Below are 21,480 nucleotides of genomic sequence, written 5' to 3' on the forward strand. Positions count from 1 at the left end.
GCGTAATCATCGAGTGCTGCGCGAGCATATTCGTAGCCCACAGGTGCATGTTCCTTCCTCGCCGACAACTGACTTCCAGCGATATCAGTATGGAAGAGAAAGGAACGGACTACCTATATCGCGAGCAGGCTCGCTCCCACAGGGTTTTGCGGTTACGGTCAGTTTTTCAAACTGGCCTGAACGGTCGCCACTCCATCCTTGCCATCAAAACCGGTGACACCGGCGAGCCAGCGCTGCAGATCCTCGGGATGATCACGCAGCCATTGCTTGGCAACGTCCTGAGGCGTTTTACGCTCCATGATCGGCACCATCAACTGGCTTTCCTGGGCGGCGGTGAAGGTCAGGTTTTCCAGCAGGCGATTCACATTCGGGCAGCGCTGGGCGTAGTCCGGGGAGGTCACGGTGGAGACGGTGGCGGCGCCTTCGTTCGGGCCGTAAACGTCTTCGCTGCCGATCAGGTAGGCGATCTTCATGTTGATGTTCATCGGGTGCGGGGTCCAGCCGACGAACACCACGAATTCCTTGCGATTCACCGCCCGTTGTACGGCGGCGAGCATCCCGGCCTCCCCGGACTCGATCAACTTGAAGTCCTTCAGGCCAAAGCGATTGGTCTCGATCATGGTTTTGAGGGTGGTGTTGGCGCCACTGCCCGGCTCGATGCCGTAGATCTTGCCGCCGAGCTGATCCTTGAATTTGGCAATGTCGGCGAAGGTTTTCAGGCCCGCTTCGGCGACGTACTCAGGTACGGCGAGGGTTGCCTGAGCGTCGGCCAGGCTCGGCTTGTCCATGACCTTCACTTGATTGGCGGCCACGAACGGCGCGATGTTTTTGTCCATCGCCGGTTTCCAGTAACCGAGGTAGATGTCCAGACGCTTGTCGCGGATGCCGGCGAAGATGATTTGCTGCACGGCGCTGGTTTGCTTGCTTTCGTAGCCGAGGCCGTTGAGCAACACATCGGCCATGCCACTGGTGGCGATGACGTCGGTCCAGTTGACCACGCCCATGCGCACGGCCTTGCAGGAAGCGTCGTCACGGGCCAAGACGCTGGTGCTCAGAAGAGCGGTGCCGCAGAGGATTGAGAGACAGCGGGTGAACAGTCTTTTCATTGGGAGGGTCTCGTGCGGCAGCGGATTATTATGGGCCCGGTGTCTTCATGCACCGTGCCCAGAACAATACGCAGCGTCGAGAGGGTAAAAGCGACCTGTAGCGACCGTGTTTTGCACGGTGGCGACAGTTTTTTGCACGATGATCGTTCCCACGCTCTGCGTGGGAATGCAGCCCGTGACGCTCCGCGTCACTGGACGCGGAGCGTCCCTTGAGGCATTCCCACGCGGGAGCGTGGGAACGATCAGTCACCGGTAGTGCTTCTGGCCCCAGGCCAGCAGCCCTTGCAGCAATTCCTTGAGCACCACCTGGGTCGGTGCCGCCAGATCCGGGCGGTAACGGAACGGCTCGAACTCTTCCATGTACGTGCACTGGCCCAACTCCAGTTGTACCGCATGGATGTTCTCGGCCGGATTGCCGTAATGGCGAGTGATGTGACCGCCCTTGAAACGACCGTTCAGCACATGGCTGTAGTCGCCGTGGCGCGCGCAGATGGCTGCCAGCTGAGTGGCCAACTGTGGATCGCAACTGGCGCCGTTAAAGGTGCCGAGGTTGAAGTCCGGCAGCTTGCCGTCGAACAGGTGCGGGATCACCGAACGGATCGAGTGCGCATCGAATAGCAATGCGTAACCAAACTCGGCTTTCAGTCTTGCCAGTTCCTGCTGCAAGGTGGTGTGGTACGGCGTCCAGATCTGCTCCAGATAAGTCGCGCGTTCTGCGGCCGATGGCTCATGCCCTTCGCGGAACAACGGAATACCGTCGAACAGCGTCGCCGGGTACAGGCCGGTGGTGGCGCCGACATACAAAGGCTTGTCGTCAGACGGTCGGTTCAGGTCGATGACAAACCGCGAGTACTCGGCGGCCAAGGTGCTGGCGCCCAGCTCGGCAGCAAATTCGTATAGCTGCGGGATGTGCCAATCAGTGTCCGGCAGGCTTTTCGCGTCGGGGATCAACCCCGCTTCCACCGCCGGAGTCAGGCGCAGACCGGCGTGGGGCATGCTGATCAGCAGCGGCACGCGGCCTTGTTTGAAGTTCAGAACCTTATCCACAACTGCTCTCCTAAACGCTCGTTTCGACGCCGTGACGCACGACGCGTTTTTCCAGGTCACCGCCCAGCCAGTACGACAGATCGGCCGGACGATCGATTTGCCAGGCGACGAAATCCGCGACCTTGCCGACTTCCAGCGAGCCGTGAGTCTCGGCCATGCCCAACGCGGTGGCAGCATGAATCGTTGCACCGGCCAGCGCTTCCTCCGGGGTCATGCGGAAACAGGTGCACGCCATGTTCAGCATCAAGCGCAACGACAGCCCCGGTGAGGTTCCAGGATTGAGGTCGCTGGCGATGGCGATTTTCACCCCGTGTTTGCGCAAGGCGTCCATCGGCGGCAACTGGGTCTCGCGCAGGAAGTAGAAGGCGCCGGGTAGCAACACCGCGACGGTGCCGGACTTGGCCATGGCGATGGCGTCGTCTTCGGTCATGAATTCCAGGTGATCGGCCGACAATGCGTGGTAACGCGCCGCCAGACTCGAACCGTGCAGGGACGACAACTGTTCGGCGTGCAGCTTCACCGGCAACCCGAGTTGTTGTGCGGTGACGAATACGCGCTCGACCTGGGCCGGCGAAAACGCCAGGTACTCGCAGAACGCATCCACCGCATCCACCAGACCTTCGGCGGCCAGGGCCGGGAGCATCTCGGCACAGATGTGATCGATGTAGTCGTCGGCACGGTCCGCGTATTCCGGCGGCAAGGCGTGAGCAGCCAGGCAGGTGCTGCGCACGCTGACCGGCAGTTCGGCGCCGAGACGGCGAATGACCCGCAAGATCTTGCGTTCGCTGGCCAGGTCGAGACCGTAGCCGGATTTCATCTCGACCGTGGTCACGCCGTCACGCATCAGGCTCTTCAGGCGTTTGGCGGCGCTGGCGAACAGTTCGTCTTCAGTGGCCGCGCGGGTGGCGCGTACGGTGCTGGCAATGCCACCACCGGCCGCTGCGATTTCGGCATAGCTGACGCCTTGCAGACGCTGTTCGAATTCACCGCTGCGGTTACCGCCGAACACCGTGTGGGTGTGGCAATCGATCAGACCCGGCGTCACCCAGGCCCCTTTTAGGTCATAGACCGCCGGGTATTCGCCCGCCGGCAGCTCACTGCGCGGGCCCACCCACTCAATGTGCGCTCCTGACGTCACGATGGCCGCATCCTCGATGATCGAGTAGACGCCTTGCGCCATGGTTGCGACGTGGCAGTGTTGCCAGAGAGTTTTCATCCGTGGCCTCCGTTAGGTTATCGATGAGAAAAAGAAGGTTCCCGCTCCACCGGTACTGCCTTCCCTGCCGCCGGTTTCACCCACGTCAGGTAGGCCAGCACCAGCAACACAATCCAGACCACGCCGACGATCAGAGCTGCCTGGGTGTCCGGGAAATAGCCCAGCACGCCGAAGATGAACAGCATGAAGGCAATCGCCGCCATCGGTGCATAGGGCCAGAACGGCACCGGGAATTTCAACTGTGCGACCTGCTCCGCGCTCATGGAACGACGCATGGCCACTTGGGTGAACAGAATCATCAACCAGACCCACACCGTCGCAAAAGTTGCGATGGAGGCGATCAACAGAAATACGTTTTCCGGAATCAGGTAGTTCAGCAACACGCCCAGCAGCAGCGCACTGCTCATCACCACTACCGTCAGCCACGGCACGCCATTGCGCGACAACCGGGCGAAGCCCTTGGGCGCGTGCCCTTGCAGGGCCAGGCCGTACATCATGCGGCCAGCGCCGAAGATGTCGCTGTTGATCGCCGATATCGCCGCCGAAATCACCACGATATTAAGAACAGTCGCCGCCGAACTGATCCCCAGATTGTCGAAAATCTGCACAAACGGGCTGCCCTGGCTGCCGATCTGCTGCCATGGGAAGATCGACATCAGCACGAACATGGTCAGCACGTAGAACAGCAAAATACGCAGCGGTACGGCATTGATCGCCCGGGGCAGCACGTGCTGCGGGTCTTTGGCTTCACCGGCCGTCACGCCGATGATTTCAATGCCGCCAAATGCAAACATCACCACCGCGAACGAAGCAATCAGGCCGCCCACGCCATTGGGCATGAAGCCGCCATGGCTCCAGAGATTGCTGATGTCGGTCGCCTGGGCGCCGGGCGCAGTGCTGATGCCGAACAGCATGATACCGAAGCCACCCAGGATCATCGCGACGATGGCCGCGACCTTGAGCAGCGACAGCCAGAACTCCATTTCACCGAAGACTTTGACGTTGCACAGGTTCAAGCCGCCGACCACCGAAACGATGCCCAGTACCCAGATCCAGCGGTCGACTTCCGGAAACCAGAAGCCCATGTAAATACCGAACGCGGTGACGTCGGCCATACCGACGATGACCATTTCAAACGCGTAGGTCCAACCGAGGATGAAGCCCGCCATCGGTCCAAGGTAAGTGCTGGCGTACTGGCCGAAAGACCCGGTCACCGGATTGTGCACCGCCATCTCGCCGAGGGCGCGCATGACCATGAACACCGCCGCGCCACCGATCAGGTAAGCCAGCAGTACCGCAGGCCCGGCCATTTGAATGGCCGAGGCAGAACCGTAAAACAGCCCGGTGCCGATCGCCGACCCCAGTGCCATGAAGCGAATATGTCGGGCAGAGAGCCCGCGTTTCAAACCCTTTTCTGGCTGTTGCATTGCTCGTCCCTAATTATTCTTATTGGCGGAAATGATCGTTCCCACGCTCCCGCGTGGGAACGATCAGCAGACTTACAGGCTAGGCAGCAATTTCGCCGGTACCAGCGCGTTCAGGCAACGGGTCGCCAACAACTCGCTCGCCGCGTTGATGTCCGGCGCAAAGAACCGGTCCTTCTCATAGAACGGCACTTCTTTACGGAGAATCGCCCGGGCCTCTTCCAGCTTCGAAGAAGTCTTCAAACCATCACGCAGATCCAGACCCTGGCACGCCGCCAGCCACTCAACCGCCAAAACGCCGCGAGTGTTTTCGGCCATTTCCCACAGACGCTTGCCGGCAGCCGGGGCCATCGACACGTGGTCTTCCTGGTTCGCCGACGTCGGCAGGCTGTCCACCGAATGCGGATGGGACAACGCCTTGTTCTCGCTGGCCAGTGCCGCCGCTGTCACCTGGGCGATCATGAAGCCGGAGTTCACGCCGCCATTGGCCACCAGGAACGGCGGCAGTTGCGACATGTGCTTGTCCATCATCAGCGAGATACGACGCTCGCTCAGGGAGCCGATTTCAGCGATGGCCAGGGCCATGTTGTCAGCGGCCATGGCCACTGGTTCGGCGTGGAAGTTACCGCCGGAGATCACGTCGCCTTCAGCAGCGAAGACCAGCGGGTTGTCAGAAACCGCGTTAGCTTCGACGACCAACACTTCGGCGGCTTGACGGAACTGAGTCAGGCAGGCGCCCATGACTTGCGGCTGGCAGCGCAGGGAGTACGGGTCCTGAACCTTTTCGCAGTTCTGGTGCGAGTCGGACACTTCGCTGCGCTCACCCAAAAAATCGCGGTAAGCGGCAGCGGCGTCGATTTGGCCTTTCTGACCGCGAGCGGCATGGATCCGTGCGTCGAACGGCGAGCGCGAGCCCAGCACGGCTTCGACGGTCAGGGCGCCAAGCGCCACAGCGCCAGCGAACAGGTCTTCACCTTCGAACAGACCACGCAGCGCGTAAGCGGTGGAAACCTGAGTGCCGTTGAGCAGCGCCAGACCTTCTTTCGCCGCCAGGGTCAGCGGGGTCAGACCGGCGACTTTCAGCGCTTCGGTCGCTTCCAGCCATTCGCCTTTGTAGCGAGCCTTGCCCTCACCCAGCAGCACCAGCGACATGTGGGCCAAAGGCGCCAGGTCGCCGGATGCACCGACCGAACCTTTCAATGGGATGTGTGGGTAAACCTCGGCGTTGATCAGGGCGATCAGCGCGTCAATGACCTTACGACGAATGCCCGAGAAACCACGGCTCAGGCTGTTGACCTTCAGTACCATGACCAGCCGAACCAGCGCGTCGCTGATCGGCTCGCCGACACCGGCGGCGTGGGACAGCACCAGCGAGCGCTGCAGGTTTTCCAGGTCTTCACTGGCGATACGGGTCGAAGCCAGCAGGCCGAAACCGGTGTTGATGCCATAAGCGGTGCGGTTCTCGGCGAGGATCTGTTCCACGCAGGCAACGCTGGCTTCAATCTGTTGCGAAGCGCTGTTGTCGAGGGTGATTTTGACCGGCTGCTGATAGATATCACGCAGTTGGGCAAGGCTCAGTTGGCCGGGAATAAGGTTTAACGCAGTCATTTTCGTGCTCCTTTTGAGAGTTTGTCTTCTTCTTAGGTGAAGAGTACTCACCAGACGCTCCGGAGATGTCCGTTGTCCGTCGCTTCCCACCTTTTGGGGGGCTGCGCCTTGGCACGCTGGTGTTTTGTGGAAATCAGTTCAGGTTCGGTAAAGCCTTGTGCAGCAAAATCGGGTCTTTCAACACGCTGGCAGCCGCCGCAATATCTGGAGCCAACCAACGGTCCTGATCGTAGGCCGGGACGCGTTCACGCAGCAGACGCCACGCGGCATCTGTGCCTGCGCCAAAACGTTGTTCTTTCAAAAATTCAAATGCCTGAGCCGCCAGCAAATATTCGATCGCAAGAATCTGCGTGCAGTTTTCCAGGGCGCGATGCAGCTTCAGCGCGGCGTTGGTGCCCATGCTCAAGTGGTCTTCCTGCAGGCCCGAGGTGACGTAGTTGTCGAGCACCGCCGGTTGCGCCAATTGGCGGTTTTCCGCGCACAGGGAAGCGGCGACGTACTGGACGATCATCATTCCGGAATTAACCCCCGGGTTAGCCACGAGGAATGCCGGCAAACCGCTGACATGCGGGTTGATCAAGCGGTCCAGGCGACGTTCGGCGATAGAGCCGATTTCCGCCATGGCAATCGCCAGCAAATCTGCCGCCATCGCGACCGACTGGCCATGCGGGTTGGCCTGGGACACCACTCGGAAGTCGTCCGGCGTACCCAGCAGCATCGGGTTGTCGGTGACAGAGTTGAGTTCGGTTTCGATCTGCTTTTTCGCGTGCTCAAGCTGATCGCGAGCGGCGCCGTGGACTTGCGGGATCGAACGGATGCTCAACGCATCTTGAGTGCGAATACCTTTGCTGCTGGCAATCACTTCACTGCCGTCGAGCAACGCCCGCAGGTTGATGCCGACTTGCTGCATGCCCGGGTGAGGCTTGAGCGCGATGATCTCGGCATCGAACGCAGCAATCTGACCGCGCTGGGCTTCGAAGCTCATGGCACCAATCACATCAGCCCATTGCACCAAACGCGTCGCGTCGGCGATTGTCAGGCAACTGAGGCCGGTCATGCACGGCGTGCCGTTGACCAGGCACAAACCATCTTTGGCGCCGAGCTGGACCGGCTGCAGACATTCTTCGGCCAGGGCTTGCTGCGCGGAAACGATCTGCCCGCGATAGCTCACATTGCCAACGCCCAGCAGCGCGATGCCGACGTGCGCCATGTGGGTCAGGTAACCCACCGAACCCTGGGACGGCACTTGCGGGGTGATGCCGCGATTGAGCAGCGCCAGCAGCGCTTCGACCACTCGACGATGAATGCCGGATTTGCCTTGGCTGTAATTGAGGATTGCCGCACACATGATCGCGCGGGTCTGCTCGTCGGCCAATGGAGCGCCAACGCCACAGGCGTGACTGAGCAACGTGTTACGCGACAGTTGGCTGAGTTGCTCGTCTTTGAGCGAGACATTGCACAACGCGCCAAGACCGGTGTTGACGCCATAGGCGCGCTCGCCGCTGGCGACGATGCGCTGGACGATGGCTTGGGCATTCTCGATCCGCGCCCAGGCTTGGGCAGACAGCTCAAGCTGTGCGCCATGGCGGGCTACGGCAACCACATCCTGCCAACGCAGGTGGTCGCCTGCGATAACGATTTTTTCAGCCTGGGACATCATTGACCTCGTGCGTACAACCTTAAAATTGATACAGCTTCACCAGCCTCTTCGCGGGCAAGCCTCGCTCCTACAGGTTTTGTGTCGCTCCCACATTTCTGTGGCAAATAAGAAACCTGTAGGAGCGAGGCTTGCCCGCGAAGGCGTCCGAACAGCCTCCGCAAACCTTTAAACCACCGCAGTCCGCCGCTGGACAAAGCGGTCGACATACTCATCCGCCGGCGAATGCAGGATCTCTCTTGGCGTACCCACCTGAATCAGGCGCCCGTCCTTGAGAATCGCAATCCGGTTACCAATCCGCACCGCCTCATCAAGGTCGTGGGTGATGAAGACGATGGTCTTGTGCAGGGTCTTTTGCAGCTCCAGCAACTGGTCCTGCATCTCGGCGCGGATCAGCGGATCGAGCGCACTGAACGCTTCGTCCATCAGGATGATGTCGGTGTCTGCCGCCAGGGCACGGGCCAGGCCCACACGCTGACGCATGCCGCCCGAAAGCTGGTGCGGGTATTTGTTTTCGTAGCCCTTGAGGCCCACGGTGTTGATCCAGTGCAGCGCGCGTTCGGAGCACATTTGCTTGCTCTCGCCACGCACTTTCAGGCCGTAGGCAACGTTATCCACCACGGTCTTGTGCGGCAGCAGGCCGAAGCTCTGGAACACCATGCTGATCTTGTGCCGACGAAATTCGCGCAGGGCTTCCATGTCGTATTGCAGGATGTCCACGCCGTCCACCAGGATCGCGCCGCTGGTCGGGTCGATCAGGCGATTGAAGTGGCGTACCAGCGTCGATTTGCCGGAACCCGACAGGCCCATGATCACGAAGATCTCGCCGGTAGCGATGCTCAACGACAAGTCGTTCACGCCGACCACGCAGCCGGTTTCGAACAGCACCTGATCTTTGGTTTTGCCCTGACCAATCATGGCCAGCGCATCCTTGGAACGGTTGCCGAAAATCTTGAAGACGTTTTTGACTTCGATCTTGCTGATGGCTTCGTTGCTCATTTGCTCACCTCATGCCGTGGCCGACCATACGCCTGAGTAATGCGGTCTATAACCACTGCCAGAATCACGATCGCCAGACCGGCTTCAAGACCACGTCCGACGTTGAGGGTCTGAATCCCCACCAACACGTCTTCACCCAGGCCACGGGCACCGATCATCGAGGCAATCACCACCATCGACAGGGCCATCATGGTCGTCTGGTTGATCCCGGCCATGATGCTCGGCAGGGCCAGCGGAAGTTGCACGCCAAACAGTTGCTGCCAACGGTTGGCACCGAAGGCATTGATCGCTTCCATCACTTCACCGTCGACCTGGCGAATACCCAGATCGGTCAAGCGGATCAGTGGTGGCGCGGCGTAGATCACGGTGGCGAAAATCGCCGGAACCTTGCCCAGACCGAACAGCATCAGCACCGGGATCAGGTACACGAAACTCGGCATGGTCTGCATGATGTCCAGCAGCGGCATCAGCACCGAACGCAAGCGATTGCTACGTGCCGAAAGGATGCCCAACGGGATGCCGATCAGCACCGAAATGACCGTCGCGACCATCATCAGCGCCAGCGTCTGCATCAGCTTGTCCCAGAGGCCGACAGCGCCTACCAAAAACAGCAGACCGACGATGACAGCGGTGGTCACGACCTTGCGGGTCGCGTGCCAGGCAACGCCCGCCACGATCGCCAGCATCAGCCACCAGGGCGCCGCACGCAGCAGGCCTTCAAGATTGACGATGGCCCACAAGAGGGTGTCGGAGATGCTGCGGAACACGTCGCCGTAGTTGGTGACCAGCGAATCGACCCAACCGTTGACCCAGTCGGCGATGGAAAAGGTAAAGCTTTCGGGAAACATAAGAGACTCTCAATCAAGGGGTTGCGATCAAGCGTCCGACTGCCGCTCAGGGCAGTCGGAGAGGCTCAACCTACAAGGCCGCGTCGATCTTTTTGGCTGCGTCTTCGCTCACCCATGCATGCCAGACTTCAGGATGTTCCTTGAGGAAGATTTTCGCCAGTTTTGGTGACTCGATCCGCTCTTTGGCCATACGCCCGAGATTCTGGTTGAGCAGGTCGATTGGCAGGTTGACCTTTTCCAGCACAGCCACCAGTTCCGGGGCTTGCTCGTGGAAGGTCTTGGACAGGCCGACCTTGATGGTCACGCGCTTGTCCACGCCTGGCTTCTCTTCGAGTTTAACCAGGTCCACCTGGCCCATCAGCGGGGTTGGCGACCAGTAGTAGAACAGGATCGGCTCGCCACGCTTGTAGCTCGACAGCACGGCGGCATCCAGCGCCGGGCCGGTGCCTGGGCGGAAGTTGGTGTAGGTGCTTTCCAGGCCGTAGCTTTTGAGCATTTCGCTGTTGTCCAGTTCACAGGTCCAGCCGGCCGGGCAGTTGTAGAAACGGCCCTTGGATGGCTCTTCCTGATCCTTGAACACGGCGGCGTACTTGGCCAGGTCGGCGATGTTTTTCAGGTCCGGCGCCTTGGGTTCCAGCTTGCGCTTGGCGTCGCCTTCGATCACGTAACGCGGCACGTACCAACCTTCGATCGCACCAACGACCGGAGCGCCGACACCGACCACTTTGCCGGCCTTCTCGGCCTTGTTCCAAACCTCGCTACGGCCGACCCATTCTTCGGCGAACACTTGAATGTCGTTGCTGCTCAGGGCGTTTTCCATGGTGATGGAGTTCCCTGGCAGGCTGTCGACCTTGCAGTCGTAACCTTTCTCCAGCACGACCTGCATCACGTCGGTCAACAGCATGCCGCTTTCCCAGTTCAGGCCGGCGAATTTCACCGGTTTGCCCGACTCGCACCAACCGGCTGCCTGAGTAGCGCCGGCACTGGCCAGCAGGCCCATGGAAAGCAATGTGGTCAGCAGGGTCTGATTCGATTTCATTGTGTGACGCTCCTAATCATGAATTGGCTTACGGCAGTCAAGAGGCATCCAGCCCTGTCCACGTCCAATCAGGCCTGCGCCGCAGCGCGACCGGCCCCGCTTTTTTTAGGTTGTACAACGCTGTCCTGCTCGACCGGCAGAATCAGTTGATTGGGTACGGCGCCATGCCATTTTTTTGCGCACACGTAATACAGGGCTGCGGGAAGCACCAGACCGATGATCCAGGAAATATCCACACCACCCAGGGCGTCTACCAGCGGACCGGTATAGAACTTGGTGGAGATGAACGGCAGTTGCACCAGTACACCGAAGACATAGACGCTGATACCGAGGGGGTTCCAACGGCCGTAGCGACCGTTCGGATCGACCAACGCCGGCACGTCATAGCGCTCGCGGGTGATGCAGTAGTAGTCCACCAGGTTGATCGCGCTCCATGGCGTAAAGAACGCCAGCAGGAACAGGATGAACGACTTGAACGCACCGAGGAACGAGTGCTGACCGAGCAGCGCGATCAGGGTCGCAGTACCGACGATGACCAGCACGAAGACCAGACGCTGCAAGCGCGTGACCTGCAGGTGACCACGGAAACCGCTGATGATGGTCGCGATGCACATGAAGCTGCCGTAGGAATTCAGCGTGGAGATGGTGACCTTGCCGAACGCGATGCTGAAGTACAGCAGCGCAGCGGTGGCACCGGTACCGCCCAAACCAACGATGTAGGCTACTTCGTGGCCGGCGAATTGCCCATTGGCCGTGGCGGCGGCAAACACGCCGAGGATCATCGCCACTTGTGCGCCAATCACCGAACCGGCGCCAGCGGCGAAAAAGGTTTTCACCGAGGACGTCTTGCTCGGCAGGTAGCGTGAATAGTCAGCCACATAAGGACCGAAGGCGATCTGCCAGGACGCCGCAAGCGACACCGCCAGCAGGAAACTGCTCCAGCTGAAGTGACGGATTTGCAGGAGTGCGCCAACGTCGGTCTGGCTCATCAGACGGCTGAACAGGTAAACGAAGGCGATCACACCAATGACACTGGCAACACGGCCAATCCAATGGATCACCCGATAACCGAGCACCGTGACCAGCACGATGACACTGGCGAAAATCAGGATGCCGACGCTGTCGCTGACGCCAAACAACTGGCCCAGCGCCTGACCGGAAAGCACGGTTCCCGTTGCCGTGAAGCCGAGGTACATCAAACAGACCAGCACGATCGGGATGGCCGCGCCATAAACCCCGAACTGTACCCGGCTGGAGATCATCTGCGGCAGGCCAAGCTTGGGCCCTTGCGCTGCGTGCAGCGCCATGACACCGCCGCCGAGCAATTGGCCGATCAGCAAACCGATCAACGACCAGAACACATCGCCACCGAGTACCACCGCCAATGCACCGGTAACAATCGCAGTGATTTGCAGGTTGGCACCCAACCACAGGGTGAATTGGCTCAACAGACGACCGTGTCTCTCCGCTTCCGGGATGTAGTCGATCGAACGTTTCTCGATCAACGGTTTACTGCCTGCACGATCGTCATTAACAGCCATTGTTCAACCTCTGTGGATTGTTATTAGGGGTTCAACGTGGAAACCGCTTTATGTGGGAGCGGGCTTGCTCGCGAAAGCGGTGGGTCAGCCAGCACAGATGTTGAATGTGCCGGCCTCTTCGCGAGCAAGCCCGCTCCCACATAAAGCAGCTCCACAGGTACTGCGTTATTTGCCGGTGATCATCGGCAGGTTCAGCCCTTGTTCCTTGGCGCAGTCGATCGCGATCTGGTAACCCGCATCGGCGTGACGCATGACACCGGTAGCCGGATCGTTGTGCAGTACGCGAGCGATACGCTCGGCCGCTTCGTCAGTACCGTCGCAGACAATCACCATGCCCGAGTGCTGGGAGAAGCCCATGCCGACGCCGCCGCCGTGGTGCAGGGAAACCCAGGTCGCGCCGCTCGCGGTGTTGAGCAGAGCGTTGAGCAGTGGCCAGTCGGACACGGCATCGGAACCGTCCTGCATGGATTCGGTTTCGCGGTTCGGGCTGGCGACAGAACCGGAGTCCAGGTGGTCGCGACCAATCACGATTGGCGCGGACAATTCACCGCTGCGAACCATTTCGTTGAACGCCAGACCGAGCTTGGCGCGCAGGCCCAGGCCAACCCAGCAGATACGTGCCGGCAGACCCTGGAAGCTGATGCGCTCGCGCGCCATGTCCAGCCAGTTGTGCAGGTGGGCGTCGTCCGGGATCAGTTCTTTTACTTTGGCGTCGGTTTTGTAGATGTCCTGCGGATCGCCCGACAGTGCAGCCCAACGGAATGGACCGATGCCGCGGCAGAACAGCGGACGGATGTAAGCCGGTACGAAGCCTGGGAAGTCGAATGCGTTTTCCACGCCTTCTTCTTGCGCCATCTGACGGATGTTGTTGCCGTAGTCGAAGGTCGGAATACCCATTTTCTGGAAGTCGAGCATCGCTTTAACGTGCACGGCCATCGATTGCTTGGCGGCTTTGACCACGGCAGCAGGCTCGGTCTTGGCGCGAGCGCGGTACTCGTCCCAGGTCCAGCCGGCTGGCAGGTAACCGTTGAGCGGGTCGTGGGCGCTGGTCTGGTCGGTAACCATGTCCGGGCGCACGCCGCGCTTGACCAGTTCCGGCAGAATTTCAGCCGCGTTGCCCAGCAGCGCGATGGAAATCGCCTTGCCTTCTTTGGTGTATTTTTCGATGCGGGCCAGCGCGTCGTCGAGGTCGGTGGCTTGCTCATCGACATAACGGCTGTTCAAACGGAAATCGATACTGACCTGCTGGCATTCGATGTTCAGCGAGCAAGCGCCGGCCAGGGTCGCGGCCAGTGGCTGAGCGCCGCCCATTCCGCCTAGACCTGCGGTCAGGACCCAACGACCTTTCAGGTCATCGTTGTAGTGTTGGCGACCGGCTTCGACGAAGGTTTCGTAGGTGCCTTGAACGATGCCCTGGCTGCCGATGTAGATCCAGCTGCCGGCGGTCATCTGGCCGTACATGGCCAGGCCTTTGGCGTCGAGTTCGTTGAAGTGTTCCCAGCTTGCCCAGTGTGGCACCAGGTTGGAGTTGGCAATCAGTACGCGCGGGGCGTTGCTGTGAGTCTTGAACACGCCGACCGGCTTGCCGGATTGCACCAGCAGGGTCTCGTCGTCGTTCAGGTTGGTCAGGCTTTCGACGATCTTGTCGTAGCATTCCCAGTTACGCGCCGCACGACCGATACCACCGTAAACCACCAGTTCTTTAGGGTTCTCGGCGACTTCCGGGTCGAGGTTGTTCATCAACATGCGCAGCGGCGCTTCGGTCAGCCAGCTCTTGGCGGTCAGCTTGTTGCCACGGGCAGCGCGGATTTCGACATTGCGGTATTTAGTAGGTTTCTGGGTATTGTCAGTCACGAAAAAGACTCCTCAGCGATCAATCCAAACCAACCCTGGCGGTGGGTAAGCCAGCTTGTGCGCATCGTTGCGCCACAAGCGAATCAGTGGACGCTGCGGAGAGTCTCAGTCGACTCATACGCATACGTCTTTACTTGTACATACAAGCATATGCAATCAAGCGGCCAACTTGCTGGAAGGCTGTTCAAGAAAAGTTTTGAAAGGGCTGGAAAGCGCATGGATCAAGGGTTTTGGCAAAGATGAAATTTTTCGGGGGGATTTTGCGAGAGGGATTACAGCTGTTACTTGAGCGGGGGTTTGCGCCACGCTGGGGCGTTCGGTAACAAGTTGGTGCGCATTTGGGAACGGATTTGCTCGGTGAAAAAGCTTCGCGGGCAAGCCTCGCTCCAGGTTTTGCGTCGATCACCAATAGTTGGATCGACATCAATCCTGTAGGAGCGAGGCTTGCCCGCGAAAGGGATTTTGAATCAGCGTGTGATCAGCTCAATCACACAGCACGAGCCGTTAATGGAGACTTCCAAAAGCCCGGTATTACCGTCAAGTTGCAGGCAATCATGGCGGCCAAGATGTGAGGCGCTGTTACCGACCTTCACTTCAAGCTCGTCGGTGACACTGAACACGAGCACAGTGCCCGCCGAGGTGAAAAACCGCTGCTCGCCGTCCAGCCTCTGCAACCGCGCGTTGTAACGCTGCGGCGCATAAATCAGGTTGAAATCGCGGATCGGCCCGCCGAGCAATGTGCAGGACACCTGGCTCTCGCCACTAAAGGCAAATGGATCGAGCGGTAACAATGAACGCGTGATCTGACCATCAACCGATAAGGTCATACCGTCGCCTTGCAGCACGGTGATGATCCGCTCGTAACCGGCGAACATTGAAAAGCCGCCCGACTCACCAATATCGGCAATCGACAGGCGCCAGCCGAAACCGTCGAGGCCTGTACCTGCATCACGGGTGATTTCTTCAGTGCTGCCGCCGCCGTTTTTCCACGGCATGCGCGGGTAATCTTTTGCGCGTAGAACCTTTACTTGACTCATTTATGAAAGCGTCCTTCCAGACGATGACGGGAACCAGGGTGGATCAAACGGGCGGCGGTCACCGGCTGACGACCGGACCAGGTGCGGCGACGAATCAGCAGGCACGGCTCGCCTTTCTCAATCTGCAGCAACTTGCATTCGCTGGCCTCGGCCAGAATCGCCTCGACCACATGCTCGCCTTCAGTCAGCGGCGCGACCTGGTTCAGATAGGCGTATGGCGTTTGCAGGGTGAAGTCCTGCTTGAGGTAGTCCGGCGCCACCAGCGCGTTGACGAAACGGTCTTCGATTTGTACCGGGATATCGTTTTCGAAATGCACGATCAGCGAGTGGAAAACTTTCTGGCCTTCGCGCATGTCCAGCGCCAAGGCGCGCTCGGAACCGGCGGCCTCTTCTTCGAGGGTGATGACCTTGCAGGTATGACGATGGCCACGGGAGGCGATTTCGTCGGCGATGTTGTGCACTTCAAACAGCGCGGATTGACTTTTCGGCTCGGCGACAAAAGTCCCGACACCTTGCATGCGCACCAACAGACCGTCGGCGGTCATCTCGCGCAGGGCACGGTTGATGGTCATGCGGCTGAAGCCCAGCTGGTTGACCAGCTCGCTTTCCGACGGAACGCGGTAGTGCGGCGGCCAGTTTCCACTGTCGATTTGCTGGGTGATCATCTGTTTGACGCGGGCGTACAAGGGCGCCGGGCTGTCGCCCATGTGTGCGGCCAACGGAGAGACTGCAGGCGGAGTCGGCACGGTTAATCCTTGTTCGTTTAGTAAAGGTTGCTAGCTTGCCGGAGTTTACCGAGCAGGCAAACGTCTGTATATGTATATACAAATAACACACGATGGGGTGCTGAACCATGTCCGCCTTCTTTGCCGAACGCGCGCTGCTGCCTAGTGGATGGGCCAATAATGTACGTCTTGAGGTCAGCGCCGATGGCGTGTTGACCCATATCCAGGCCGATTCCCACGCAGATGGCGCCGAACGGCTGAGCGGTCCGCTGCTGCCGGGCATGCCGAATCTGCACTCCCACGCCTTCCAGCGGGCCATGGCCGGGCTGGCGGAAGTGGCGGGCAATCCTAATGACAGTTTCTGGACCTGGCGCGACTTGATGTATCGCCTCGTCGGAAAAATCAGCCCGGAACAGCTCGGCGTCATCGCTCGTCAGCTGTACATCGAAATGCTCAAGGCCGGTTACACCTCGGTCGCGGAATTTCACTACGTACATCACGACACCAACGGCCAGCCTTACGCGGACCCAGCCGAACTGGCACTGCGCATCAGCCAGGCCGCCAGTTCTGCCGGCATCGGCCTGACGTTGCTACCGGTGCTCTACAGCCATTCCGGTTTCGGCGGCCAGGTCCCGAACGAAGGTCAGCGTCGCTTTATCAACAGCACCGAAAACTACCTCAAGCTTCAGTCGCGCTTGCAGCCGATCCTGGCGCAGCAACCGGCGCAGTCGTTGGGTTTGTGTTTCCACTCGTTGCGCGCGGTAACACCGCAGCAGATCAGCGAAGTGCTGGCGGCCAGCGACAAGCAGTGCCCGGTGCACATTCATATCGCCGAGCAGCAGAAAGAAGTCGATGACTGCCTGAGCTGGAGCGGTCGTCGCCCGCTGCAATGGCTGTACGAAAACACCGAGGTCGACCAGCGCTGGTGCCTGGTCCACGCGACCCACGCCAACCCGGAAGAAGTCGCGCTGATGGCCAAGAGTCGCGCCATCGCCGGTCTGTGCCTGACCACCGAAGCGAACCTTGGCGACGGAATTTTTCCGGCGGTGGATTTCCTCGCGCAGGGCGGACGCATGGGTATCGGGTCCGACAGCCATGTGTCATTAAGTGTGGTGGAAGAATTGCGTTGGCTGGAATACGGCCAGCGCCTGCGCGATCAGCGGCGCAATCGCTTGTATGGCGCGGATCAGCCGATGGTTGGCCGCACACTGTATGACGCAGCACTGGATGGCGGCGCTCAGGCGCTGGGCCAGCCGATTGGTGCATTGGAAGTCGGCAAGCGTGCGGACTGGCTGGTGCTGGACGGCAACGATCCGTACTTGGCAACAGCCAGTGGTGACGGGATTCTCAATCGTTGGCTGTTCGCCGGTGGCGATCGCCAGGTACGGGATGTGCTGGTCAATGGCCAGTGGGTTGTGCGTGACGGGCATCATGCCGGGGAAGAAGAAAGTAACCGCGCGTTCACCCAAGTCCTGCGCGACCTTCTGAGCTAACTCCCCCACTGATCGTTCCCACGCTCTGCGTGGGAATGCCTCAATGGACGCTCTGCGTCCGCTTTGGGACGCGGAGCGTCCCGGGCTGCATTCCCACGCGGAGCGTGGGAACGATCATTAGCGGAGTAATCAGTTCGAGGTCTTGGCCATCTGCGTATCCGACGCGCGCCAGATCAGCCGCGTGGTGTCGTAGCCCTGCTGACGCGCCTTGCTCAGCAGTTCTTCACGCACTACACCGTTAACCGACGGAGTTCGCGACAGCAGCCACAGATACTTGCGGCTCGGGTCGCCGACGATGGCGGTCTTGTAATCTTCGCTGACGTACAACACCCAGTATTCCCCCTTCGCCACACCCGGCAGCAATCGCGAGAACCAGGTATCGAACTCGACCCACAATTTGTCGGTCTTGCCCGGCACTTGCGGATAAGCCACGCCCTTGGCTTCTTCCCATTGCCAATCCGCCGTCAGGCAGCGGTTCAGCACCAACACGTTGCCGTCAGGCTTGAGCGTGTAATGGGCTTCAGATTGCGCGCAGTTGCGCTGGAAATACATCGGCAGACGGGCCAACTCGTACCAGGTCCCTTGGTACTTCTTAAGATTGACGCTGTTGTCAGTTTTCGGTGCCAACGGATCTACGCCGGAAGTGGCGCAGCCAGCCAAAACCAGGCCGGCTAAAAGGACTATCAGTAACCGTTTCATTGTTTTTCTCCCGTGGGCGCTTAGCCCCGGATTACTTCAGGCCTTGGCCGGAAAACATCAGCACTTGGTCACCGGCGTACTGCACGCTGATAAAACTGTTCTTGTCACCCCAGGTACAACTGGACATGCCGAGCGCGCCCGAGCAGTCGGTGGGTTTGCCCAGCAAGGTTTCTACCTCGGCCTTTGGCATGCCTGACGACAGCTTCGAGTAGTTTTCCTGATTGACCTTGCTGCACGCGGCCAACAACACGCAGAACGAAAGCAGGGCGATAGAACGCAGCGACATTGTGTAGCTCCTGGGGCGAAGGGGAATGGCATGACTGCCAAGCTGAAGCTTAGAAGAGAAAACCCCTGTCTGGTTCCGTGGCTGGCCGGCTATTTGTGGGCCGCTCGTCTGTCTTTCGTGAAATATCAGGAACTTTCGTTGGTTGTTGAGTGTTTCGTCGGTTTTCGTAAAAGCCGCCTAATCTTTGCCGCCGCTCAGTCGACATATAAGCAGCGCAAGCCCACGACTGTGGCAAATTGACGCCCCTCGCTGACCAGCCCCTCCGCGGTAGTGCATTTAATGACCAGAAACATGAAATTCAGCCACAAGATCCTGCTGGCAGCCGCCCTCGTGGTCGCCGTTGCGTTCGCCTGCTTTATCCTGTTCAACGACTACCGCCAGCGCCAGACATTGCGCAGCAGTACCGAATCATCGATGCAGGAACTCGGCAGCCTGACCACCAGTAACATCCAGACCTGGCTGGAAAGCCGCATCCAGTTGCTGCAATCGTTGTCCCAGCAGATCGCCGTGGACGGCAGCGTCCCGGCCAACCTCAAGCGCGCCATCGACTTGCCGGCCTACACCGGCAACTTCCAGTTGAGCTACTTCGGTGGCACTGACGGCGTGATGTTCTCGGTCCCGGCCGGCAATCGTGCGGCGGATTACGACCCCCGCGCCCGCGGCTGGTACAAGGCGGCCAACAGCGCGCAGCAGACCATCGTCACCGAACCGTATATCGCCGCATCGTCGGGCAAACTGGTGATCACCGTCGCCACGCCGGTCAAACATCAGAATCAAATGATCGGCGTCGCCGGTGCGGACATCGACCTGTCGAGCGTCAGCGCGATCATCAACTCGCTCAACTTCGGCGGTCACGGCCACGCGTTCATCGTCAGCGCCGACGGCAAGATCCTGATCCACCCGGACAGCAAACTGGTGCTCAAGAGTCTCGCCGAGGCCTACCCGAACGGCGCGCCGAAAGTCAGCCCAGGCATGAAAGAAGTCGATCTCGACGGCAAGACCCAGTTCATCTCCTTTACCCACGTCAACGGTGTGCCGTCGGCAGACTGGTACGTGGCGCTGGTGCTGGACAAGGAAACCGCGTTCTCGATGCTCAACGAATTCCGCACTTCGGCGATCATTGCCATGGTCATCGCCGTGGTGATCATCATCGCGCTGCTGGGCATGCTGATCAGCTTCTTGATGCAACCGCTGCTGACCATGGGCCGCGCCATGCATGACATCGCCGAAGGCGAAGGTGACCTGACCAAACGCCTGACCATTCATGGCCAGGACGAGTTCGGTGCGCTGGGCACCTCGTTCAACCGCTTCGTGGAACGTATTCACACGTCGATTCGCGAAGTGTCCTCGGCCACCGGCCAGGTCAACGAAGTGGCGCTGCGTGTGGTGGCGGCCTCTAACTCATCGATGTTCAACTCCGACCAGCAAGCCTCGCGCACCAGCAGCGTCGCTGCAGCGATCAACGAACTGGGCGCCGCCGCCCAGGAAATCGCCCAGAACGCCGCCCTCGCCTCCCAGCACTCGAGCGATGCCCGAGCGTTGGCCGAAGACGGTCAGCAAGTGGTAGATAAAACCATCGCAGCGATGCAACAGCTCTCGGCGAAGATCAGCGATTCGTGCGGCAACATCGAAACGCTCAACAGCAACACCGTGAACATCGGGCAGATTCTGGAAGTGATCACCAGCATCTCGCAACAGACCAATTTGCTGGCATTGAACGCAGCGATCGAAGCAGCGCGTGCCGGTGAAGCCGGCCGTGGTTTTGCCGTGGTCGCGGACGAAGTGCGCAACCTCGCCCACCGCACTCAGGATTCGGCGCAGCAAGTGCAGAAGATGATCGAGGAACTGCAAGTCGGCGCCCGTGAAGCGGTGAGCACCATGACCGACAGCCAGCGCCAGAGCGAAAGCAGCGTCGGCATCGCCAACCAGGCAGGCGAACGCCTGGGCAGCGTAACCCAGCGCATTGGTGAGATCGACGGGATGAACCAGTCCGTGGCGACAGCGACTGAAGAGCAGACCGCTGTGGTGGAGTCGATCAACGTCGACATTACCGAGATCAACACGCTGAACCAGGAAGGTGTGGAGAACTTGCAGTCGACCTTGCGTGCGTGTGCGGATCTTGAGCAGCAGGCGGCGCGGTTGAAGCAGTTGGTGGGCAGCTTCAGAATCTAAGGCGCTCTCACTGGCCCTTTCGCGGGCAAGCCTCGCTCCTACAGGATTGGTGCAGCATTTGAGACTGTGCATAACCTGTAGGAGCGAGGCTTGCCCGCGAAGGCGGCGTCTGCAACAACGAAGAGTTAGAACCGAGACCCAGGCCCGCTCAGAAACTCCATTTCCTCAGCTGTCGACTCCCTTCCCAACACCGCATTCCTGTGCGGAAACCGTCCAAACCGCGCAATCACCCGCTGATGCTTCTCGGCATAACTTAGGTAATCGGTAAACAGCTTCTGATCCGCCTCCGGCTGCTGCGCTACCAGATCGATATAGCGGGAAATCGCCTCGTTCTGCATCGCCAGATTCTCGCAGTGCTCAAACACCAAGTAGATAAACACCCGCTGGATCGGCCGCAACTGCCGATCGAAATCCGCAGCAATGCCTTGCGCCACCAGTGCCTGAGCCCTGAAATCGCCTGAAAAGGATTTTGGAGAGTCGCGATAGATCATTCGCGGGAGTTGATCGAGCAGCAGCACCAGGGCCAGCCAACCTTCGGGGCGTTGCGCCCAGTCGGTCAATCCGCCGGCCAGTGCCTGCTCGACCCAGTCCCCGAAACGCGTCTGCGCTTCGAGGTCCTGGCTGTCGCGCTTGCCGAACCATAACTTGCCCTTGTCAGCCGCTATTTCGTTGGGGGATTCGAGCGTTCCGAACCACCATTCGAGCAACGGCTGCCAGGGCGCGGTCATG

The 21,480-nt window shown here is 59.8% G+C and carries 19 protein-coding genes and 1 pseudogene; 4 read left to right on the forward strand and 16 right to left on the reverse strand.

The window, feature by feature from the left end; all coding sequences use genetic code 11:
* Window positions 1-158: 158 nt before the first annotated feature.
* The 13 genes from EYC95_RS16005 to hutC all read right to left on the reverse strand — a co-directional run bounded on the left by EYC95_RS16005 (window position 159) and on the right by hutC (window position 16,083).
* Complete coding sequence (locus EYC95_RS16005; RefSeq protein WP_131061231.1) at window positions 159-1,106, reverse strand: choline ABC transporter substrate-binding protein; 948 nt, start codon at window positions 1,104-1,106, stop codon at window positions 159-161.
* Between the two features lie 246 nt (window positions 1,107-1,352).
* A complete protein-coding gene (gene hutG, locus EYC95_RS16010; RefSeq protein ID WP_131061232.1) occupies window positions 1,353-2,153 on the reverse strand; it encodes an N-formylglutamate deformylase in 801 nt (266 codons plus the stop codon).
* Window positions 2,154-2,163: 10 nt separating this feature from the next.
* A complete protein-coding gene (gene hutI / locus EYC95_RS16015; protein ID WP_131061233.1) occupies window positions 2,164-3,369 on the reverse strand; it encodes an imidazolonepropionase in 1,206 nt (401 codons plus the stop codon).
* Window positions 3,370-3,386: 17 nt separating this feature from the next.
* On the reverse strand, window positions 3,387-4,796 hold the full coding sequence (locus EYC95_RS16020) for an amino acid permease (protein ID WP_131061234.1): 1,410 nt from the start codon (window positions 4,794-4,796) through the stop codon (window positions 3,387-3,389).
* Between the two features lie 72 nt (window positions 4,797-4,868).
* A complete protein-coding gene (gene hutH, locus EYC95_RS16025; RefSeq protein ID WP_131061235.1) occupies window positions 4,869-6,401 on the reverse strand; it encodes a histidine ammonia-lyase in 1,533 nt (510 codons plus the stop codon).
* Between the two features lie 133 nt (window positions 6,402-6,534).
* Window positions 6,535-8,058, reverse strand: coding sequence for a histidine ammonia-lyase (gene hutH / locus EYC95_RS16030; RefSeq protein ID WP_131061236.1), 1,524 nt, complete (start codon window positions 8,056-8,058; stop codon window positions 6,535-6,537).
* A 168-nt stretch (window positions 8,059-8,226) separates the two neighbouring features.
* A complete protein-coding gene (locus EYC95_RS16035) occupies window positions 8,227-9,057 on the reverse strand; it encodes a glycine betaine/L-proline ABC transporter ATP-binding protein (protein ID WP_131061237.1) in 831 nt (276 codons plus the stop codon).
* Window positions 9,054-9,905: a proline/glycine betaine ABC transporter permease gene (locus EYC95_RS16040; RefSeq protein WP_053153259.1), complete on the reverse strand. Its 852-nt coding sequence runs from the start codon at window positions 9,903-9,905 to the stop codon at window positions 9,054-9,056. The genes EYC95_RS16035 and EYC95_RS16040 overlap by 4 nt, the downstream gene beginning before the upstream one ends.
* A 70-nt stretch (window positions 9,906-9,975) precedes the next feature.
* Window positions 9,976-10,944, reverse strand: coding sequence for an ABC transporter substrate-binding protein (locus EYC95_RS16045; protein WP_131061238.1), 969 nt, complete (start codon window positions 10,942-10,944; stop codon window positions 9,976-9,978).
* Between the two features lie 68 nt (window positions 10,945-11,012).
* Window positions 11,013-12,485 (reverse strand): cytosine permease, encoded by a 1,473-nt coding sequence (locus EYC95_RS16050; RefSeq protein ID WP_131061239.1) that lies wholly within the window; start codon window positions 12,483-12,485, stop codon window positions 11,013-11,015.
* Between the two features lie 165 nt (window positions 12,486-12,650).
* Window positions 12,651-14,339: a urocanate hydratase gene (gene hutU / locus EYC95_RS16055; RefSeq protein ID WP_131061240.1), complete on the reverse strand. Its 1,689-nt coding sequence runs from the start codon at window positions 14,337-14,339 to the stop codon at window positions 12,651-12,653.
* A 467-nt stretch (window positions 14,340-14,806) separates the two neighbouring features.
* Window positions 14,807-15,376, reverse strand: coding sequence for a HutD family protein (locus tag EYC95_RS16060; RefSeq protein ID WP_131061241.1), 570 nt, complete (start codon window positions 15,374-15,376; stop codon window positions 14,807-14,809).
* Window positions 15,373-16,083, reverse strand: a complete 711-nt coding sequence (hutC, locus tag EYC95_RS16065) for a histidine utilization repressor (RefSeq protein WP_177326944.1) — start codon at window positions 16,081-16,083, stop codon at window positions 15,373-15,375. Before hutC ends, EYC95_RS16060 begins: the two co-directional genes overlap by 4 nt.
* A gap of 146 nt (window positions 16,084-16,229) precedes the next feature.
* Here hutC and EYC95_RS16070 point away from each other — a divergent pair, with 146 nt between their 5' ends.
* A complete protein-coding gene (locus EYC95_RS16070) occupies window positions 16,230-17,594 on the forward strand; it encodes a formimidoylglutamate deiminase (protein ID WP_131061242.1) in 1,365 nt (454 codons plus the stop codon).
* Between the two features lie 129 nt (window positions 17,595-17,723).
* On the opposite strand, the gene EYC95_RS16075 is transcribed toward EYC95_RS16070, so the two are convergent.
* Together EYC95_RS16075 and EYC95_RS16080 are read right to left on the reverse strand one after the other, a co-directional pair.
* Window positions 17,724-18,293: a lipocalin family protein gene (locus tag EYC95_RS16075; protein ID WP_131061243.1), complete on the reverse strand. Its 570-nt coding sequence runs from the start codon at window positions 18,291-18,293 to the stop codon at window positions 17,724-17,726.
* A 31-nt stretch (window positions 18,294-18,324) separates the two neighbouring features.
* Window positions 18,325-18,579, reverse strand: coding sequence for a hypothetical protein (locus tag EYC95_RS16080; protein ID WP_131061244.1), 255 nt, complete (start codon window positions 18,577-18,579; stop codon window positions 18,325-18,327).
* 30 nt (window positions 18,580-18,609) lie between these two features.
* Between EYC95_RS16080 and EYC95_RS16085 the strand changes: the two genes are divergently transcribed.
* From EYC95_RS16085 to EYC95_RS31075, 3 genes and pseudogenes are all read left to right on the forward strand, one after another.
* Window positions 18,610-18,819 carry a hypothetical protein gene (locus EYC95_RS16085; protein ID WP_131061245.1) on the forward strand — a complete coding sequence of 70 codons (210 nt, stop codon included), beginning with the start codon at window positions 18,610-18,612 and terminating at the stop codon, window positions 18,817-18,819.
* A gap of 51 nt (window positions 18,820-18,870) precedes the next feature.
* Window positions 18,871-19,893 (forward strand): annotated as a pseudogene (locus EYC95_RS31070) (cache domain-containing protein); the annotation flags it as partial.
* Between the two features lie 93 nt (window positions 19,894-19,986).
* Window positions 19,987-20,751: a methyl-accepting chemotaxis protein gene (locus tag EYC95_RS31075; protein WP_370694726.1), complete on the forward strand. Its 765-nt coding sequence runs from the start codon at window positions 19,987-19,989 to the stop codon at window positions 20,749-20,751.
* Between the two features lie 125 nt (window positions 20,752-20,876).
* On the opposite strand, the gene EYC95_RS16095 is transcribed toward EYC95_RS31075, so the two are convergent.
* Window positions 20,877-21,479, reverse strand: a complete 603-nt coding sequence (locus EYC95_RS16095) for a DUF924 family protein (protein ID WP_131061247.1) — start codon at window positions 21,477-21,479, stop codon at window positions 20,877-20,879.
* Window position 21,480: the final 1 nt, after the last annotated feature.

It is taken from the genome of Pseudomonas sp. BGI-2, from assembly GCF_004310295.1.
In the GTDB taxonomy this organism is placed as follows: domain Bacteria; phylum Pseudomonadota; class Gammaproteobacteria; order Pseudomonadales; family Pseudomonadaceae; genus Aquipseudomonas.

What these genes read in the sequence shown, in the direction of transcription:
- EYC95_RS16005 (WP_131061231.1), bottom strand. Translation starts at nt 1,106, where the DNA reads ATGAAAAGACTGTTCACCCGCTGTCTCTCAATCCTCTGCGGCACCGCT.
- hutI (WP_131061233.1), bottom strand. Translation starts at nt 3,369, where the DNA reads ATGAAAACTCTCTGGCAACACTGCCACGTCGCAACCATGGCGCAAGGC.
- EYC95_RS16020 (WP_131061234.1), bottom strand. Translation starts at nt 4,796, where the DNA reads ATGCAACAGCCAGAAAAGGGTTTGAAACGCGGGCTCTCTGCCCGACAT.
- hutH (WP_131061235.1), bottom strand. Translation starts at nt 6,401, where the DNA reads ATGACTGCGTTAAACCTTATTCCCGGCCAACTGAGCCTTGCCCAACTG.
- hutH (WP_131061236.1), bottom strand. Translation starts at nt 8,058, where the DNA reads ATGTCCCAGGCTGAAAAAATCGTTATCGCAGGCGACCACCTGCGTTGG.
- EYC95_RS16035 (WP_131061237.1), bottom strand. Translation starts at nt 9,057, where the DNA reads ATGAGCAACGAAGCCATCAGCAAGATCGAAGTCAAAAACGTCTTCAAG.
- EYC95_RS16040 (WP_053153259.1), bottom strand. Translation starts at nt 9,905, where the DNA reads ATGTTTCCCGAAAGCTTTACCTTTTCCATCGCCGACTGGGTCAACGGT.
- EYC95_RS16045 (WP_131061238.1), bottom strand. Translation starts at nt 10,944, where the DNA reads ATGAAATCGAATCAGACCCTGCTGACCACATTGCTTTCCATGGGCCTG.
- EYC95_RS16050 (WP_131061239.1), bottom strand. Translation starts at nt 12,485, where the DNA reads ATGGCTGTTAATGACGATCGTGCAGGCAGTAAACCGTTGATCGAGAAA.
- EYC95_RS16060 (WP_131061241.1), bottom strand. Translation starts at nt 15,376, where the DNA reads ATGAGTCAAGTAAAGGTTCTACGCGCAAAAGATTACCCGCGCATGCCG.
- hutC (WP_177326944.1), bottom strand. Translation starts at nt 16,083, where the DNA reads ATGGGCGACAGCCCGGCGCCCTTGTACGCCCGCGTCAAACAGATGATC.
- EYC95_RS16070 (WP_131061242.1), top strand. Translation starts at nt 16,230, where the DNA reads ATGTCCGCCTTCTTTGCCGAACGCGCGCTGCTGCCTAGTGGATGGGCC.
- EYC95_RS16075 (WP_131061243.1), bottom strand. Translation starts at nt 18,293, where the DNA reads ATGAAACGGTTACTGATAGTCCTTTTAGCCGGCCTGGTTTTGGCTGGC.
- EYC95_RS16080 (WP_131061244.1), bottom strand. Translation starts at nt 18,579, where the DNA reads ATGTCGCTGCGTTCTATCGCCCTGCTTTCGTTCTGCGTGTTGTTGGCC.
- EYC95_RS16085 (WP_131061245.1), top strand. Translation starts at nt 18,610, where the DNA reads ATGACTGCCAAGCTGAAGCTTAGAAGAGAAAACCCCTGTCTGGTTCCG.
- EYC95_RS31075 (WP_370694726.1), top strand. Translation starts at nt 19,987, where the DNA reads ATGTTCAACTCCGACCAGCAAGCCTCGCGCACCAGCAGCGTCGCTGCA.
- EYC95_RS16095 (WP_131061247.1), bottom strand. Translation starts at nt 21,479, where the DNA reads ATGACCGCGCCCTGGCAGCCGTTGCTCGAATGGTGGTTCGGAACGCTC.